Origin of the sequence: Streptomyces sp. NPDC012835, assembly GCF_042900885.1 — a bacterium.
Taxonomy (GTDB): domain Bacteria; phylum Actinomycetota; class Actinomycetes; order Streptomycetales; family Streptomycetaceae; genus Streptomyces.
Map to the genome: position 1 here is coordinate 67,265 of NZ_JBIBBW010000006.1, position 17,337 is coordinate 84,601.

14 protein-coding genes are annotated in these 17,337 nt (G+C 72.6%); 11 read left to right on the forward strand and 3 right to left on the reverse strand.

Annotated elements, in window-relative coordinates; genetic code table 11:
• Positions 1-58 precede the first annotated feature (58 nt).
• From ACFY6S_RS23785 to nudC, 3 genes are read left to right on the forward strand one after another with little or no spacing between them, the layout of a single operon-like run.
• Entirely contained in the window at positions 59-3,928 is a 3,870-nt protein-coding gene (locus ACFY6S_RS23785) for a UvrD-helicase domain-containing protein (RefSeq protein WP_388815278.1), read from the forward strand.
• A gap of 10 nt (positions 3,929-3,938) precedes the next feature.
• Positions 3,939-5,357, forward strand: a complete 1,419-nt coding sequence (locus ACFY6S_RS23790; protein ID WP_388815276.1) for a dipeptidase — start codon at positions 3,939-3,941, stop codon at positions 5,355-5,357.
• Positions 5,358-5,395: 38 nt separating this feature from the next.
• On the forward strand, positions 5,396-6,340 hold the full coding sequence (gene nudC, locus ACFY6S_RS23795; RefSeq protein WP_388815274.1) for an NAD(+) diphosphatase: 945 nt from the start codon (positions 5,396-5,398) through the stop codon (positions 6,338-6,340).
• Between the two features lie 142 nt (positions 6,341-6,482).
• Here the strand turns inward: nudC and ACFY6S_RS23800 are convergent, their stop codons facing one another.
• Positions 6,483-6,725, reverse strand: coding sequence for a mycoredoxin (locus tag ACFY6S_RS23800; protein WP_388815272.1), 243 nt, complete (start codon positions 6,723-6,725; stop codon positions 6,483-6,485).
• Positions 6,726-6,968: 243 nt separating this feature from the next.
• Here ACFY6S_RS23800 and ACFY6S_RS23805 point away from each other — a divergent pair, with 243 nt between their 5' ends.
• From ACFY6S_RS23805 to ACFY6S_RS23820, 4 genes are all read left to right on the forward strand, one after another.
• Positions 6,969-9,176, forward strand: a complete 2,208-nt coding sequence (locus ACFY6S_RS23805; protein ID WP_388815270.1) for an ATP-dependent DNA helicase UvrD2 — start codon at positions 6,969-6,971, stop codon at positions 9,174-9,176.
• A 180-nt stretch (positions 9,177-9,356) separates the two neighbouring features.
• On the forward strand, positions 9,357-9,695 hold the full coding sequence (locus ACFY6S_RS23810; protein WP_388815268.1) for a hypothetical protein: 339 nt from the start codon (positions 9,357-9,359) through the stop codon (positions 9,693-9,695).
• Between the two features lie 170 nt (positions 9,696-9,865).
• The gene (locus tag ACFY6S_RS23815) at positions 9,866-10,234 is read left to right on the forward strand and encodes a WhiB family transcriptional regulator (RefSeq protein ID WP_388815266.1); all 369 of its coding nucleotides are present in this window, start codon (positions 9,866-9,868) and stop codon (positions 10,232-10,234) included.
• Positions 10,231-10,554 (forward strand): hypothetical protein, encoded by a 324-nt coding sequence (locus ACFY6S_RS23820; protein WP_388815264.1) that lies wholly within the window; start codon positions 10,231-10,233, stop codon positions 10,552-10,554. The genes ACFY6S_RS23815 and ACFY6S_RS23820 overlap by 4 nt, the downstream gene beginning before the upstream one ends.
• A 138-nt stretch (positions 10,555-10,692) precedes the next feature.
• Here ACFY6S_RS23820 and ACFY6S_RS23825 read toward each other — a convergent pair whose 3' ends face one another.
• Positions 10,693-12,105, reverse strand: coding sequence for an ABC1 kinase family protein (locus tag ACFY6S_RS23825; protein ID WP_388815262.1), 1,413 nt, complete (start codon positions 12,103-12,105; stop codon positions 10,693-10,695).
• Positions 12,106-12,162: 57 nt separating this feature from the next.
• Positions 12,163-13,299 (reverse strand): TOMM precursor leader peptide-binding protein, encoded by a 1,137-nt coding sequence (locus ACFY6S_RS23830; protein ID WP_388815260.1) that lies wholly within the window; start codon positions 13,297-13,299, stop codon positions 12,163-12,165.
• Between the two features lie 187 nt (positions 13,300-13,486).
• Here ACFY6S_RS23830 and ACFY6S_RS23835 point away from each other — a divergent pair, with 187 nt between their 5' ends.
• The 4 genes from ACFY6S_RS23835 (at position 13,487) to ACFY6S_RS23850 (ending at position 17,200) form a co-directional block, all read left to right on the forward strand.
• Positions 13,487-14,041, forward strand: a complete 555-nt coding sequence (locus ACFY6S_RS23835) for a M48 family metallopeptidase (RefSeq protein WP_388815258.1) — start codon at positions 13,487-13,489, stop codon at positions 14,039-14,041.
• 108 nt (positions 14,042-14,149) lie between these two features.
• A complete protein-coding gene (locus ACFY6S_RS23840) occupies positions 14,150-15,733 on the forward strand; it encodes a TerD family protein (RefSeq protein WP_388815256.1) in 1,584 nt (527 codons plus the stop codon).
• A gap of 13 nt (positions 15,734-15,746) precedes the next feature.
• A complete protein-coding gene (locus tag ACFY6S_RS23845) occupies positions 15,747-16,427 on the forward strand; it encodes an AIM24 family protein (protein ID WP_388815254.1) in 681 nt (226 codons plus the stop codon).
• A 14-nt stretch (positions 16,428-16,441) separates the two neighbouring features.
• Positions 16,442-17,200: an AIM24 family protein gene (locus ACFY6S_RS23850; protein WP_388815252.1), complete on the forward strand. Its 759-nt coding sequence runs from the start codon at positions 16,442-16,444 to the stop codon at positions 17,198-17,200.
• Positions 17,201-17,337: the final 137 nt, after the last annotated feature.

A 17,337-nucleotide genomic window follows, 5' to 3' on the forward strand; every position in this document is an offset into this window, starting at 1 on the left:
CCGGGCCCCCGTACGCCGCCCCCGGCCGCTGTCAGTGGCGGCGGCTAGCCTTCCTCACATGTCCGCACCCCTCACCGATCCCGAGCGGCTCAAGGAGCTGCTCGGTATCCCCTTCACCCCGGAGCAGATGGCCTGCGTCACCGCGCCGCCCGCCCCGCAGGTGATCGTGGCCGGAGCCGGCTCGGGGAAGACGACGGTGATGGCCGCCCGGGTGGTGTGGCTGGTGGGCAGCGGACAGGTCGCGCCCGAGCAGGTCCTCGGGCTCACGTTCACCAACAAGGCGGCGGGCGAGCTGGCCGAGCGCGTCCGCAAGGCACTGGTCCGCGCCGGGGTCACCGATCCGGACCCCCTCGCGGGGGACGATCCCCCCGGCGAGCCGCGCATCTCGACGTACCACGCGTTCGCCGGCCGGCTCCTCACCGACCACGGCCTGCGGATCGGCCTCGAACCCACCGCCCGGCTCCTCGCCGACACCACCCGATTCCAGCTGGCCGCCCGCGTCCTGCGGGACGCGCCCGGCCCGTACCCCGCGCTGACCAAGACGCTCCCCGCCCTGGTCAGCGATCTGCTCGCGCTCGACGCCGAACTGGCCGAGCATCTCGTGACGCCCGCCCGGCTCACCGCCCACGACACCGAGCTGCTCGCCGCCCTCGAAGGGGTCAGGCTCTCCAACGCCGAGCTGCGCAAGATCCCCGAGACCGCCCTCGCCCGCCGTGAGCTGCTGGAACTCGTCGGCCGCTACCGGGAGGCCAAGAGCGCCCGCGATCTCCTCGACTTCGGCGACCAGATCGCACTCTCCGCCGAGCTGGCCGCCACCAGACCCGAGGTCGGCGCCCTGCTCCGGGACGAGTTCCGGGTCGTGCTGCTCGACGAGTACCAGGACACGTCGGTCGCTCAGCGCCTGCTGCTGTCCGGCCTCTTCGGCGGCGGCACCGGCCACGCGGTGACCGCCGTCGGCGACCCCTGCCAGGCCATCTACGGCTGGCGCGGCGCCTCCGTCGCCAACCTCGACGACTTCCCGTCCCACTTCCCGCACGCCGACGGCACCCCCGCCGCCCGCCACTCCCTCAGCGAGAACCGCCGCAGCGGCGGCAGGCTGCTGGACCTCGCCAACGGCCTCGCCGCACCGCTGCGCGCCATGCACGAGGGCGTCGAGGCGCTGCGCCCGGCGCCCGGCGCGGAGCGCGACGGCAGCGTGCGCTGCGCCCTGCTGCGGACCCACGAGGAGGAGATCGAGTGGCTCGCCGACTCCCTCGCCCATCTCGTGCGCACCGGCAAGGAGCCCGCCGAGATCGCCGTCCTGTGCCGTACGGCGGGCGACTTCCCGCAGATCCAGGCCGCACTGGTGGCCCGCGACGTGCCCATCGAGGTCGTCGGGCTGTCCGGGCTGCTCCACCTGCCGGAGGTGGCCGACCTCGTCGCGGTGTGCGAGGTCCTCCAGGACCCCGGCGCCAACGCCTCGCTGGTCCGGCTCCTGACCGGCCCCCGCTGGTCCATCGGCCCCCGTGATCTGGCCCTGCTCGGCCGGCGCGCCCGGCTGCTGGTCCACCGGTCCAGCGGCGCCGGTACGGACGACGACCCGGACGCGCGGCTCGCCGCGGCGGTCGAGGGCACCGATCCCGCCGAGGTGATCTCGCTCGCCGACGCGCTCGACACCTTCCTGGAGTCGGCGGGCGCCCCCGAGGACGGGCTGCCCTTCTCGGCCGCCGCCCGGGTCCGCTTCGCCCGGCTCGCCGCCGAGCTGCGCGAGCTGCGCCGCTCCCTGGCCGACCCGCTCATGGACGTCCTGCACCGCGTCCTCGCCACCACCGGCCTCGAAGTCGAACTCTCCGCCTCCCCGCACGCCCTGGCCGCCCGCCGCCGGGAGACCCTCGGCAACTTCCTCGACATCGCGGCCTCCTTCGCCGCCCTCGACGGGGAGGCGGGTCTGCTGGCCTTCCTCGGATTCCTCCGTACGGCCGCGCAGTACGAGAAGGGCCTCGACAACGCGCTGCCCGGCGGCGAGAACACCGTGAAGGTCCTCACCGCCCACAAGTCCAAGGGCCTGGAGTGGGACGTCGTCGCCGTCCCGGGACTTGTCACCGGTCAGTTCCCGAACACCAGGGCCCGCGAGGCGTGGACCGCGCAGCCCAAGGTCCTCCCGCATCCCCTGCGCGGCGACGCCCCGACGCTTCCCGGCGTCACCTCGTGGGACGCGAAGGGCCTCAAGTCCTTCAAGGAGGCCATGAAGGCGCACCAGCACACCGAGGAGCTGCGCCTCGGCTACGTCACCTTCACCCGCCCGCGCTCCCTGCTGCTCGGCTCGGGTCACTGGTGGGGCCCCACCCAGAAGCGCCCCCGTGGCCCTTCGAACTTCCTGCACGCCCTCCACGACCACTGCGCGGCGGGCCACGGCGAGATCGAGGTGTGGGCGGACGCCCCCGAGGAGGCCGAGGAGAACCCGTCGCTGGCGGCCGAGACCGCCCCGCACCCCTGGCCGCTGCCCCTGGACGCGCGGTCCTTCGCCCGGCGCCGCGAGGCCAGGGACAGGGTCCTGGCCCACCTGGAGGAACTTCGGGCGGCCGGAGACGGCGGCGGGAGCGAGGAGAGCGCGGGGAGTGACGCGAGCGACGGGAGCGCGGACTTCGGAGCGGGGGGAGGGACGCCGGGGACGTCCGGGGAGCCGGGCCTCCGGGACGGGCCGCACGAGCACCCGTACGAGCGGGACCCGCACGAGCACCCGTACGAGCCGGACCCGTACGAGCCGGACCCGTACGAGCCGGACCCGTACGAGCCGGACCCCTTCGGACCGGACCTCGACGAATCCGATCCCTTCGAGTCCGATCCCTTCGAATCCGGTTCCTTCGAATCCGGTCCGGCCGATCCGTCCGACCCCGACCTGGCCGATCCGTATGACCGGGACCTGGCTGATCGGTCCGGGTCCGACCCGTACGAGCCGGACCCGGACCGAGCCCGTCGCCCCGTCGAGCCCGCCGGAGCCACCCCGGGGGAGCGCGGGGCTGACGGGCCCGACGCCGGGACCGCGCGCCCGCACCCCGCCCCGGAGTCCACGCCCGCGCCCGTTCCCGCCCCCCGGCCGCCGTCCGGCGCGCCCCCGGACGAGCCGTCCACGCGGGACGAGCCGCTCACCCCCGAGGAGCCGCTCACCCCGGAGGAGGCCCGCACCCTCGCCTCCTGGGACCGCGACCTCGACGCGCTCGCGGGCGAGCTGCGGCGCGCCCGCGCCACCGTCCGTGACGTACTCGTACCGCCGTCCCTCTCCGCCTCCCAGCTGCTGCGCCTGGCCGCCGACCCGGACGGCTTCGCCCGGGAGCTGGCCCGGCCGATGCCGCGCCCGCCGCAGCCCGCGGCCCGCCGGGGCACCCGGTTCCACGCCTGGGTCGAGTCGCGGTTCGAGGAGATACCGCTGCCGATGCTCGGCCCCGACGAGCTGCCCGGCGGCGACGAGGACGAGCCGGAGATCACCGACGAGCGCGACCTCGCCGCGCTCAAGGAGGCGTTCGAGCGCACCCCGTACGCCCGCCGCACGCCGTACCGCGTGGAGACGCCCTTCCACCTCACCCTCGCGGGCCGCGTCGTCCGGGGCCGTATCGACGCCGTCTACCGCCACCGGGCCACGGACCCGGCCACCGGCGCCCTCTCGTACACGTACGAGATCGTGGACTGGAAGACCAACCGGGCCCGTACCGCCGATCCGCTCCAGCTCGCCGTCTACCGGCTCGCCTGGGCGGAGCAGCTCGGCGTTCCGCTGTCCGCCGTGACCGCCGCCTTCCTGTACGTACGGACGGGAGAGGTCGTCCGCCCCGAGCGCCTCCCCGGCCGTCCCGAGCTGGAGCGTCTCCTCACCCACGACGACGGGAGCGCGGACGCCCCCGCCGCCCGGCCGCCGTCACCTCCGGCAGACGAGACCGCCCGCCGGGCCCGTTAGGCTCGACATCATGAGCGACACCCCGGACAGCGTCGTCCGTACGTACGTCCAGATCCACCGCACGGCCTTCCTCGACGCCCTCGCCGAGTGGCTGCGCATTCCCTCCGTGTCCGCGGACCCCGACCACGACGCTGATGTGCGGCGCAGTGCCGACTGGCTCGCCGCCGAACTCAAGAGGACCGGCTTCCCGGTCACTGAGATCTGGGACACACCCGGTGCCCCCGCCGTCTTCGCCGAGTGGCCCTCCGACGACCCGGCCGCGCCGACCGTGCTCGTCTACGGCCATCACGACGTGCAGCCCGCCGCCCGCGAGGACGGCTGGCACACCGACCCGTTCGAGCCGGTGGTGAAGGACGGCCGCCTGTACGCGCGCGGAGCGGCCGACGACAAGGGGCAGGTGTTCTTCCACACCCTCGGCGTACGGGCGCATCTGGCCGCCACCGGGCGCACCACCCCCGCCGTCCACCTCAAACTGCTGGTCGAGGGCGAGGAGGAGTCGGGCTCCCCGAACTTCCGCGCCCTGGCCGAGCGGCACGCGGAGCGGCTCGCCGCCGACGTGGTGATCGTCTCCGACACCGGAATGTGGTCCGAGGACACCCCGACGGTCTGTACCGGCATGCGCGGCCTCGCCGACTGCGAGATCGAGCTGCACGGCCCCGACCAGGACATCCACTCCGGTTCCTTCGGCGGAGCCGTACCGAACCCGGCCACGGTCGCCGCCCGCCTGGTCGCGGCCCTGCACGACGAGGACGAACGTGTCACCGTCCCGGGCTTCTACGACGGCGTCGCCGAGCTGACGGAGACCGAGCGCGCCCTCATCGCTGAGCTGCCCTTCGACGAGGACGCTTGGCTGCGCACGGCCTCGTCCCACGCCACCCTCGGCGAGGCGGGCTACTCCACCCTGGAACGCGTCTGGGCCCGTCCGACCGCCGAGGTCAACGGCATCGGCGGCGGCTACCAGGGCCCGGGCGGCAAAACGATCATCCCGTCGTCCGCCCTGGTGAAGCTCTCGTTCCGGTTGGTCGCGGGGCAGGACCCGGACCGGATCGAGCGGTCCGTACGGGAGTGGGCCGAGGCCCGCGTCCCGGCCGGGATCCGCCACCGGATCACCTTCGGCGCCGCCACCCGCCCCTGTCTGACCCCGCTGGACCACCCGGCGCTCCAGTCGGTCGTACGGTCCATGGGCCGCGCTTTCGGCCGGAAGGTCCGCTTCACCCGCGAGGGCGGCTCGGGGCCGGCCGCCGACCTCCAGGACGTGCTGGGCGCGCCGGTGCTCTTCCTGGGCGTCTCCGTACCGTCCGACGGCTGGCACGCGCCGAACGAGAAGATCGAGATCGAACTGCTCCTCAAAGGTGTGGAGACCACCGCCCATCTCTGGGGTGACCTGGGATCCGTCCCGGCCGCCGCCCCGAGCCGAACACTCCGCTGATCGAAACCCGACCCACCCGGGGGAGTTGGAAGTTACCTGTGAGCACCCTCAGCAGTGACGCCACCGCACACCGACCCATCGGCCTCACCGCCCACAGCGGCATCGACCGGGCCGCGCACCACCGTCTCGACGAGGCGTGGCTCGCCGCGGCCTGGAGCCACCCGACGACCCGCGTCTTCGTGGTGTCCGGCGGACAGGCGCTGATCGACGACACCCCGGACGGCCGGACCGAACTGGTCATGACCCCGTCCTTCGAGGCGCCCCTCACCGAGACCCACCGCTACTTCCTCGGCACGGACGAGGACGGGGTCCGCTACTTCGCGCTCCAGAAGGACACCCTGCCGGGCCGGATGGACCAGTCGGCGCGCCCGGCGGGAGTGCGCGAGGCGGGACTGCTGCTCTCGGCGCGCGACGCTGGTCTGATGGTGCACGCGGTGGCGCTGGAGAACTGGCAGCGGCTGCACCGCTTCTGCTCCCGCTGCGGTGAGCGCACCGTGATCGCGGCGGCCGGCCATATCCGCCGCTGCCAGGCGTGCGGGGCCGAGCACTACCCGCGCACCGACCCCGCGGTCATCATGCTGGTCACGGACGAGAACGACCGCGCGCTGCTGGGCCGGCAGGTCCACTGGCCGGAGGGCCGGTTCTCCACGCTCGCGGGGTTCGTGGAGCCCGGGGAGTCGATCGAGCAGTCGGTGGTCCGCGAGGTCTTCGAGGAGGCGGGCGTCACGATCGGGGACGTCGAGTACGTCGCCAGCCAGCCGTGGCCGTTCCCCTCCAGCCTGATGCTGGGCTTCATGGCACGGGCCACCTCCTCGGAGATCACGGTGGACGGTGAGGAGATCGAGGAGGCCCGCTGGTTCTCGCGGGAGGACCTGCGCACCGCGATCGAGTCGGGCGAGATCCTGCCCCCGGCGGGCATCTCGATCGCCGCGCGCCTGGTGGAGCTGTGGTACGGCAAGCCCCTGCCGAAGCCGGCGGGCTGAGCCCCACGGCGAAGCCCCCGCCGGGGGCATGACGAAGCCCCCGCCGCAGACGCTCCGGCGGGGGCGTTCGGACGGGGGCGTTCGGACGGGGGCTTCGCGACAGCGGGCAACGTGGGGCGCCGCGTCGTCCGGCGCCGCACCGTCAGGCGCCGACCTTCTCCTTGACCTGGGCCAGGGAGGGGTTCGTCAGCGTGGAGCCGTCGGGGAAGAGCACGGTCGGCACGGTCTGATTGCCGCCGTTGGCCTTCTCGACGAAGGCCGCCGACTCCGGGTCGTGCTCGATGTTGATCTCCGTGTACGCGATGCCCTCGCGGTCCATCTGGCCCTTGAGCCGACGGCAGTATCCGCACCACGTGGTGCTGTACATCGTCACAGTGCCCGGCATGGTCTCTCGCACTCCTCTGTCTCGTCCGTCTCGCTGGACGCGTCGCCCGTCGTACGGGTACGACACTCGCCCTCTGCCGAACGTACGTGACCCGGTGACCATTCCCGAAGCCGTCACCGCGCCTCCGGTCCGACGCCCGCCCGTCACCGTTGTCCCGGTCCGACGATGCGATCGGTATGACCGCCGTGGCTCCCCTGTGGACAACTTTCCCGGGAGGCTCGGGGGACCTGGCAGCATGGCGGGGTGACAGCAGCGACGTACTCCCCACTCTTCCCGCAGGAATCCGGCGGCGGCCAGATCGTGACGCCGCCGCGCGACGCCGACGCGGTGCTCGACGGGCTGGACCCGGAGCAGCGCGAGGTGGCGACGGCCCTGCACGGGCCGGTGTGCGTGCTGGCCGGGGCCGGCACGGGCAAGACGCGCGCCATCACGCACCGGATCGCGTACGGGGTGCGGGCGGGGATACTCCAGCCGGGCAGCGTGCTCGCCGTCACGTTCACCAATCGCGCGGCGGGCGAGATGCGCGGGCGGCTGCGCCAGCTCGGCGCCGGCGGCGTCCAGGCGCGGACGTTCCACTCGGCGGCGCTGCGCCAGCTCCAGTTCTTCTGGCCGAAGGCCGTCGGCGGCGAGCTGCCGAGGCTGCTGGACCGCAAGGTCCAGCTGGTCGCCGAGGCCGCCGCCCGCTGCCGTATCCGGCTCGACCGGGGTGAGCTGCGGGATGTGACCAGCGAGATCGAGTGGGCGAAGGTCACCCAGACGGTTCCGGCCGACTATCCGGCGGCCGTGGCCAAGTCCCTGCGCGAAGCGCCCCGCGACCCGGCGGAGATCGGCCAGGTCTACGGGATGTACGAGCAGCTGAAGCGCGAGCGTTCGGTCATCGACTTCGAGGACGTGCTGCTGCTGACGGTCGGCATCCTCCAGGACCGGCACGACATCGCCGACCATGTGCGCCGGCAGTACCAGCACTTCGTGGTGGACGAGTACCAGGACGTCAGCCCGCTCCAGCAGCGGCTGCTCGACCTGTGGCTGGGGGAGCGGGAGAGCCTGTGCGTGGTCGGTGACGCCAGCCAGACGATCTACTCCTTCACCGGCGCCACCCCGGACCACCTGCTGAACTTCCGGACCCGGCACCCGGGCGCGACCGTGGTGAAGCTGGTCCGCGACTACCGGTCGACCCCGCAGGTCGTCCATCTCGCCAACGGCCTGCTGAACCAGGCGCGCGGCCGGGCCGCCGAGCACCGTCTGGAGCTGATCTCGCAGCGCGACCCGGGCCCCGAGCCGGTCTGCACGGAGTACGCCGACGAGCCCTCCGAGGCCGAGGGGACCGCCCGCCGTGTCCGCGATCTGATCGCGGCGGGCGTCCCGGCCGGCGAGATCGCCGTCCTCTACCGCATCAACGCCCAGTCGGAGGTCTACGAACAGGCCCTGGCCGACGCCGGTGTCCCCTACCAGCTGCGGGGCGCCGAGCGGTTCTTCGAGCGCCAAGAGGTACGGGAAGCGGGCGCGGCGCTGCGCGGCGCCGCCCGCTTCGGGGGGAACGACGCGCTGCTCGACGATGTCGTGGAACTGCCCTCGCAGGTGCGCGCGGTGCTCTCCACCAAGGGCTGGACCACCGAACCGCCGGCGGGTTCGGGCGCCGTCCGGGACCGCTGGGAGTCGCTGGCCGCCCTGGTCCGGCTCGCCGAGGACTTCGTCCGGGCGAAGCCGGAGGCGACGCTCTCCGATCTGGTGGCCGAGCTGGACGAGCGCGCCGCCGCGCAGCACGCGCCCACCGTGCAGGGCGTCACGCTCGCCTCGCTGCACGCGGCGAAGGGCCTGGAGTGGGACGCGGTGTTCCTGGTGGGGCTCACCGAGGGCATGATGCCGATCACCTACGCCAAGACCGACGAGCAGGTCGAGGAGGAGCGGCGGCTTCTCTATGTGGGGGTGACCAGGGCGAGGCTCCATCTCTCGCTCTCCTGGGCGCTCTCGCGCGCGCCGGGGGGCCGGGCCTCCCGGCGGCCCACCCGCTTCCTGAACGGCCTCCGGCCGGGCTCCACGGCCCCCGGCGCGCGGGGCACGGCGTCCGGTGCGGGCGGATCCGTCGAGCGCGGCGGGGCGGCCCGGCGCAAGCAGCGCGGCCCCGCGCGCTGCCGGGTGTGCCGCAAGACGCTCACCGACGCCGGCGAGATGAAGCTCATGCGCTGCGAGGAGTGCCCGTCGGACATGGACGAGGCGCTGTACGGCCGGCTGCGCGACTGGCGGGCTGACCAGGCGGAGCGGCTGAGCCAGCCCGCGTTCTGCGTCTTCACCGACAAGACGCTGATGGCGATCGCCGAGGCGGTGCCGGGCACCGCGGGGGAGCTTGCCGTGATCTCCGGGGTCGGCGTCAGGAAGCTTGACCGCTTCGGCGCGGATGTGCTGGCGATCTGCGCAGGTGAGGAGGTTGCCGGGGACGATACGGACAGCTGATGCGAACTCGACGAAAAAATAGTTTGCGCCCGCCCCGCGAATCCCCATAGGTTCTTAACCACGGAAACGGCGGCTTCTCCGAAGCCACTGTCCCGTGCTCTACTTATCTCAGCTGTACTTGTCCATATACGTACGACCGGCTCAGGCCGGTCTTCGAGACGCCGAGAGGAGGCGATTCCAGTGATCAGCATCAACACAGGCTTCACCAGCCCCGAGAAAATGACCGGTCTCTCGGTCGTCTCCGCCTGCTCGCTCGGCGCCTCCCGTTCCGAACTCATCGCCAGCGGACTGTCCGGCTCCTTTGCCGCCCGTCCCATGGATCTGTCGACCCTCCCTGTCCGGGAGCGTCCCGTCCTGGTGCGCAATGAGCGACCGACCGAGGCACCGGAAGCAGGAGTAGCGGCAGCACGGGCTACGGCCTATGCCTTCGCGGCGACCGGTGCCGAGGCGAAGAAGCAGACGAAGCATCACACGATGTGGGCCTTCCGTGGGCTCGAACCCTGGAGTGATCCAGCCTGATTCGCCATCAGGCAGGCGCCTTCAGGGCCGCGGAACCCCACTCGGGATCCGCGGCCCTTTTGTTTGCCCCGAACGGGGCGGACGGAGAGAAGGGGCCTCCGGGCAAGCGACACCCGGTACCAGCAGACACCGGCCACCAGCCGGACCGACCAGACGAGGAAGACACCGCCGTGCAACTCGAAGCGCACGCCACGTCCGTACCGCCTTCCGCAACGAACTCCCCGCCCGTCCCCACGGAGGACTCCACCTTGACCCCCCTCACCGCGCTCACCGCGCTCGACGACGCCATCGAGAACCTCGGCGTAGCCGTCCCCTGTCGTGCCTACGACCCGGAGGTCTTCTTCGCGGAGTCCCCGGCCGATGTCGAGTACGCCAAGACCCTCTGCCGCACCTGCCCGCTGATCGAGGCGTGCCTCGCCGGCGCCAAGGAGCGGCGCGAGCCGTGGGGTGTCTGGGGCGGTGAGCTGTTCGTCCAGGGCGTGGTCGTGGCCCGGAAGCGTCCGCGTGGGCGTCCGCGCAAGAACCCGGTCGCGGCATGAACCTCTCCGGAACCATCGACCGCCCCTACACGCACGATCCCCAGAAGCAGGCTCCGATGACCTCTTCCACGCGTGAGCCGTCAGGCTCCGCCACGCCAGTAGTCAGCACCATGGGCGCGAACGCATCGCGTCAGAACAGGACCCGCGAGATGCAACTCATCCCAGAAGCCCTGGCTCGCGCGCATATGAACCAACGTGTGCGGGAAGCCACCGAGGAGCGCCGGGCCGTGCGCCTGGTCGCCGCGCGGCGCATGCAGCGCCGGGCCGAGCGCGTGTCCATGCGCGCCCGCCGCGCGCTGGCCATGGCCGTCATGCAGTAGAAGTCCCGTCGCGGCAGCCCGGGCGCCGCCGATCCCGTCGGCGGCGCCCACCGCGTGAGGCGAACCGGACAGCCGTCGGTGTCACCACCGACGCTGCCCCGGTGGGGCCGGTCCAGGAGGACCGGCCCCACCGGACTGTCAGCCCTCCGCCTCGATCGCGGCGCCGGCTCCCTCGGCCTCCGGCTCCGGCTCCGGCAGGAACCCGGGCAGCCACGACTCCAACTCCTCCCGGAGCCCCACCGTCGCGTTCAGCTGGCACAGCACACCGATCGTGCTCAGCGTGACCCGGTGAATCAGCAGATACGCCGGCGGGAGATTCAGCTGCTTGCCCAGCTGATGCGCGGGGGAGCGCGGGTCGGCGATCCGGGTGGCCTGCTCGCGCATCCAGCTCCGGGTGAACGTGAACTCCTCCGCCGCCGTCGGCTCGATGATCGGCAGCAGATACTCCAGCACCGCGTCCGGGTCGAGATCGACGGAGCCCTTGACGAAACCCTCCTCGCGCAGCCGGTCGTACACCGCCTGGGCGTCGCCCTCCAACGCCGTGCGCAGCGCCTCCCCGATGATGTCCGGCAGCCCGCCCGGCAGCCGGTCCACCGTCCCGAAGTCGAGCACCCCGAGCCGGAACGCGCCCGCGTCCCCCTCGTCGGCTCCGGCCTCGTCCCCGGCACCGGAAGCGGGCGGCAGCAGCCGGAAGTTCCCCGGATGCGGATCCGCGTGCAGCAACCCGGTGCGCGCCGGACCGGAGAACAGGAAGCGCGCCAGCAACTGCCCCGCCCGGTCCCGCTCCTCCGGTGTCCCCCCGGAGATCACCTCCGCCAGCGGCACGCCCTCCATCCACTCGGTGACCAGCACCTGCTCGCCCTGGTGCACGACCGCCGGCACCACCACATCCGGGTCGTCGGCGAACTCCGCCGCGTGCGCCCGCTGCGCCTCGGCCTCCAAGGCGTAGTCCAGCTCCTCGGACACCCGGTCCCGCAACTCGGTGATCAGCGGCTTGATGTCCATCCCGGGGATCAGCGGCCCCAGCAGCCGGGCGAACCGGCTCAGCTGGGTCAGATCGGAGAGCAGCGCCTCCCCGGCACCCGGGTACTGGACCTTGACCGCGACCTCGCGCCCGTCGTGCCAGACCGCCCGGTGCACCTGCCCGATCGAAGCGGCGGCCGACGGCTTGTCCTCGAACTCGACGAACAGCTCCCGCCACTCGTCGCCCAGCCGCTCCGCCAGCACCGCGTGCACCGTGCGGGTCGGCATCGGCGGGGCCGCCTCCTGGAGTTTGGTGAGCGCCGCCCGGTAGGGCCCGGCGATCTCCTCCGGCAGCGCCGACTCGAACACGGACAGCGCCTGCCCGAACTTCATCGCGCCGCCCTTCAGCTCACCGAGGACCTTGAACAACTGGTCGGCGGTGCGCTGCTGCAACTCCCGGGTGACGATCTCGGCGGACTTCCCGCCGATCCGCTTGCCCAGGCCCCAGGTGGCCCGGCCCGCGAAACCCAAGGGCAGCGTGGCCAACTTCGCGGTGCGGGTGACCGCCTTGCGGGGAAGATCGGACATGAGCCCCTCCTCGGGTGTGCTGCGACCAGTCCCAGACAGCCAAGCCGGTTACGGCGGTCACCCCGCCATTGTGTCCTGCGCGGCCCCCTCCACCGCGACGCGCTCCCCCGCTCGCCGTCCCGCCGCGCCGCAAGGGCACTCCGGGTGAGGCGTGACCCGCTCGGAATGCCACTCCAGCAACGGCAGCGACACCTCCCACCGCGTGCCGGTACTGGCCGGCAACTCCCCGTCCAGGAACGACAGGGCGTGCGCCGCCGTCAGCCCCGCCACCGTGGTCGCCAGCCCCAGATCGCAGGCCGCCACAGGCGTGGCCCGGCGGCCCGATCCCCACTGCGCCCGCATCCTCGGCCACCCCGGGTCGCGATCCGCCCGCATCCGCGCGACACAGCCCGCGCATGCCGTGCCACCGGGCAGGACGAGTGGCCCGACGAGTCCCGTGGCCTCGATCACCCCCGCGTAGAGATGGGGAGTGCCGGTGGCGATCCAGTCCTCGGCCGCCCGCGGATCGGGTGCGTGGGCCCCGAGCCCGTCGCGCGGCGCCACGATCACCAGAGCGAGCCCCGGCTCCGGCCCCTCCCCACGCCGCGCGTGCTCCGCCGCGCCCGGCGCCGAGCGCCGGACCAGCCGCCCGGCCGCCGCGTCCCTGCGCTCCCCGACGCACTCGGGCGGCAGTCCGCCGGGCGCCACGTCCCCTTCCCGCACACAGCCGCCGTCCAGCACGTCGACCCGGCCCACCCCGGAGGCGGCGAGCAGCGCCGCGACGACCGCCCCCACCCGTCCCGCGCCTCTGACCTGGACCCGCATCGACCGCCGCGCGGCCAGCAGCCGCATCCCCGCCCCGGGCTCCGGGTGGACGACGGAGAGCGAGGCGAGATCGGGGCGCAGCCGCTCGACGGTCCTGGTCCGCCCGCGCAACGCGTCGGCCGCAGCGCCGCCCGCGTCCATGTCGTCGAGCACCCCCGCCGCCGTCAGCCGCCGCACCAGCGCGTCCGCCCGGCCGTCCGGCAACCCCATCGCGCGGGCCTCCTCCCGCAGCAGCGGCAGCCCGCGCGTCCCGTCCAGCAGCTCCAGAAAGCTGCCGGTCGCCGTGTCGACCGGACCCACCAGCACCGCGTGCGCGGGCGTCACCCCGAACTGCACCGTCTGCCGCTCCCGCCAGGCGCGCCGCAGCGCGGGTTTCACCATCGGATGCATGTCCGGCCTCCCCGTCCTTCGATTTCCGCGTCCGTGTGCTCAGAATGCGGGTCAGCGGCGGACGGTGCGCAAAGTTATCCACAGGAGCGGTCATTAGTCGTTCAAACGCAGTGCGTCATGCGATGGATCGAGGCCGGACCAACGCGTAGGCAGGACGTCCGCCTCGGCCAGCGGGTAACGTCGTGGCGTGTCCGCCGAATCCTCCCCGCGCCGCTCGGCGACGAGCGCTGTCGAGGTCCGCAGAAGCGCCCGCCGCAGAAGAACGGTCTCGGCGTACCGCGAGGGCGACCGGACCATCGTGCTCATCCCCGCCAGAATGTCCGAGGCGGAGGAGCGGCGCTGGGTGACGGTGATGCTGGACAAGCTCGCCGCGCGGGAGAGCAAACGCCTCCTCGGCGACGACGAGCTGACCCGGCGGGCCGAACGGCTGTCGGCCCAGCACCTGGGCGGCCGGGCCAGACCGCTCACCGTGCGCTGGGTCACCAACCAGAACACGCGGTGGGGCTCCTGCACCCCCGCGGAAGGCAGCATCCGGCTGTCGCACCGCCTCCAGGGCATGCCCGAGTACGTCATCGACTACGTACTCGTTCATGAGCTGGCCCATCTGCTCGTGCCGGGGCACGGCCCGGACTTCTGGGAGCTGCTGGAGGCGTACCCCCGCACCGAGCGGGCGCGCGGCTACCTCGAAGGCGTGGTGGCCGCCGAGCGGCTGCCGCAGCTCCCCGTCGTATCGGAGGAATGAGCGCTCGTCGATCGTGTACCGAGTCCGTACCGGCTCGGCCCGTTGTCGGAGCGAGCCGTTAGCCTGGCGCGAAGGATTCATCGTCGGGACGGGGGACGGTCGTTACGCATGGCCAGGGAATTTCAGCGCGGCCACAAGGCCCGGGTCAGTGATCTCACACAGGGAACGGATCTGTACGTCGGCGTGCGGATCGCCGCTCCCGGACTGACCTTCGACATCAGCTGTTTCGGTCTCGACGCGGACGAGCAGCTTTCGGACGACCGCTACTTCATCTTCTTCAACCAGCCGAAGTCACCCGAGGAATCGATCCAGTTGCTGGGCGCCCAGGCAGGTGACACCGAGTCCTTCAGGGTGACGCTGGACCGCGTCCCGGAAGCCATTCACAAGCTCTCCTTCACCGCGACCATCGACGGCGCGGGACAGATGTCCCACATCGGCCCCGGATACATCAGGATCGTCGCGGGCGGGGAGGAAGTCGTCAGATACGCCTTCACCGGCGAGGAGTTCACCACCGAGCGCGCCGTGATGCTGGGTGACTTCTACCGCAAGGACGTCTGGCGGTTCGCCGCCGTCGGCCAGGGCTTCGACGGCGGGCTCGACGCCCTCCTCAAGAACTTCGGCGGCGAGGTCGCCGAGGAGGAGCCGGCCGCGCCGGAGCCGCTGTCCGCCGGGCCGGTGCCGGGTTTCGCCCCGCCCGCCGGTCCGGTCCCGGGCTTCGCCCCGCCGGCCGCGCCCGCCGTGCCTGCGCAGAGCGCCGTCCCGGCTCCCCCGCCCGCTCCGGCCTTCGGCGCCCCCGTCCCCCCGCCGGCCCCGGCCCCTGCGCCGCAGCCGGTGCACGCCGCGCAGACGGTCGTGGCGCCACTGTCCGCGCCGCCCGGGGCGCTACCTCCGCCCGCGCCCGCGCCATATGGGCAGCCCGCGCCGTACGGACAGCCCGCGCCGGCTCCGTACGGGCAGCCCGCGCCGAGCCCGTACGGACAGCAGCCGCCCGGCGCCCCCCAGGGCGTTCCGCAGGGGGCCCCGCCCGGTGGCGCCGGGCTTCAGGCCGCCCTCCAGCCGTACCGGGAAGTACCCACAGGGCAGCGCTGGACCGCGCAGAACAGCCAGCTGGTGCGCGTCGATCTCGGCACGGACGGCAGCCCGGTCCTGGCCCGGCAGGGCAGCATGGTGATGTACCAGGGCAAGGTCGACTTCGGCTACAAGGGCGCCGGTTTCGTCGGCCGCATCGTCGGCAACGTCACCGGCCAGGAGATGCAGCTGATGCGCTGCACCGGCAAGGGGCAGGTCTTCCTCGCAGACGAGGGCACACATCTGCACCCCGTCGAACTCCAGGGCGACGGCATCTGCGTCTCCGCCGAGAACGTCCTCGCCTTCGACGAGAGCCTCCAGTACGAGGTCCGTCGCATCGACGGCCACGGCATTCCCGGCGGCGCCCTGTTCACCATGGTCTTCCAGGGCACCGGCACCGTCGTCGTGAAGACCCACGGCACCCCGGTGGTGCTCCCCGTCACCCCCACGACCTTCGCCGACTCCAACGCGGTCGTGGCCTGGTCGGCGGCGTCCCAGGTGATCGTCTCCAGCCAGGTCAGCCTGCGCCGCCACGCCTATCCCGGCCACAGCGGAGAGACCGTGAACCTTCAGTTCCGGGGAGCCCCCGGCAACTTCATCGTCGTCCAGCCGTACGAGGTCTGAGGGAGCCCTGACAATGAACCAGCAGCTCACGGGCTACGCCCCCACCCCCGTCGTGGCCCGGATGGAGAACCACGGCCACTCCATGCTCAAGGTCGCGATGGCCACAGGCCAGGACTTGTTCGCCCGCACCGGCTCGATGATCGCCTACGAGGGCTTCATCCAGTACGAGCCGAACCCGCCCGCCGTCCGCCAGATCGCCTCCCAGTGGGTGACCGGCGAGTCCACGCCCGTGATGAAGTGCTCCGGCGACGGGCTGCTCTATCTCGCCGACTACGGCGCTGACGTCGTCGTCATCAACCTCGACGACGACGCGCTCTCCGTCAACGGCTCCAACCTCCTGGCGTTCGACGCGCACCTCCAGTGGGGCGTCGAGCGGGTCAAGGGGCTGGCCAAGTTCGCCGGCCAGGGCCTGTGGAACGTGCGGATCGCGGGCACCGGGTGGGTCGCCCTGACCTCGCGCGGAACCCCCGTCGTCGTGGACTGCGGCCGGGGCGAGGACGAGACGTATGTCGACCCCGACGCCCTCGTCGCCTGGTCGCCCGCCCTCAAGGTGAAGGGCAAGCGCAGCTTCAAGGCGTCCGCGCTGATCGGCCGGGGCAGCGGCGAGGCGTATCAGATGGCCTTCTCCGGCGAGGGCATCGTGGTCGTGCAGCCCAGCGAGGACAGCACCGACCGACTGCGGATCCAGGGCTGAGAGGAGAGAAACCCATGCAGAGTCCGCTTTTCGCACACACGGAACAGCAGTCCGAGGACCGTTACACGGTGCAGAATCCGCAGCTCCTGCGGGTCGCGCTGACCGGTCACGACGATGTCCTGGCCCGCAAGGGCGCCATGGTCGCCTATCAGGGACTGATCGACTTCGACGGCGAGTACGAGTCGCACGACCGGCGCCTGACCCGCACGTACACCGGCGAGGGACTGGAACTGATGCGCTGCTCCGGGCAGGGCACGGTCTATCTGGCCAACCTCGCCCAGTACATCCACGTCGTGGAGGTCGGCCAGGACGGTATGACCGTGGACAGCGCCTATGTGCTGGCGCTCGACTCCGCGCTGCACACCGAGGTCGTCGCGGTGGACAGCCAGTACGGAATCTCCGGCTCCGGCAAGTACCAGCTGCACATCTCCGGCCGGGGCAGGGTCGCGCTGATGACCTCGGGCCAGCCGCTGATGATGCGGGTCACGCCGGACAAGTACATCAGCGCGGACGCCGACGCGGTCGTCGCCTGGTCCTCGGCCCTGCGCGTACAGATGCAGGCGCAGACGCACTCCTCGGGCGTGCGGCGGCGGCGCGGCAACACCGGCGAGGGGTGGGAGCTGAGCTTCCTCGGGGAGGGCTTCGCCCTCGTCCAGCCCAGCGAGGTCATGCCTCCGCAGAACGCGGTGATCGGCCAGGGACTCGGCGCGCAGTACGGCATCGGCGGCAATGGCGCGCACGGACAGAACCCGACCAACGACTGGGGCCGCTGACCGGCGGCCGGGGGCGCGGACCGGGCGCAGGACGGCCGGAGAGCGGCGCACCGGACGATCGGGTGGGGGCGGGGCCACGTACGTGACCCGCCCCCACCCGTCCCACTGTCGTCCCGCCCGCGTCGCGGACCTCGGCC

Coding starts and splice junctions, on each gene's coding strand:
- ACFY6S_RS23785 (WP_388815278.1), top strand. CDS start 59: ATGTCCGCACCCCTCACCGATCCCGAGCGGCTCAAGGAGCTGCTCGGT.
- ACFY6S_RS23790 (WP_388815276.1), top strand. CDS start 3,939: ATGAGCGACACCCCGGACAGCGTCGTCCGTACGTACGTCCAGATCCAC.
- ACFY6S_RS23800 (WP_388815272.1), bottom strand. CDS start 6,725: ATGCCGGGCACTGTGACGATGTACAGCACCACGTGGTGCGGATACTGC.
- ACFY6S_RS23820 (WP_388815264.1), top strand. CDS start 10,231: ATGAACCTCTCCGGAACCATCGACCGCCCCTACACGCACGATCCCCAG.
- ACFY6S_RS23825 (WP_388815262.1), bottom strand. CDS start 12,105: ATGTCCGATCTTCCCCGCAAGGCGGTCACCCGCACCGCGAAGTTGGCC.
- ACFY6S_RS23830 (WP_388815260.1), bottom strand. CDS start 13,299: ATGCATCCGATGGTGAAACCCGCGCTGCGGCGCGCCTGGCGGGAGCGG.
- ACFY6S_RS23840 (WP_388815256.1), top strand. CDS start 14,150: ATGGCCAGGGAATTTCAGCGCGGCCACAAGGCCCGGGTCAGTGATCTC.
- ACFY6S_RS23845 (WP_388815254.1), top strand. CDS start 15,747: ATGAACCAGCAGCTCACGGGCTACGCCCCCACCCCCGTCGTGGCCCGG.
- ACFY6S_RS23850 (WP_388815252.1), top strand. CDS start 16,442: ATGCAGAGTCCGCTTTTCGCACACACGGAACAGCAGTCCGAGGACCGT.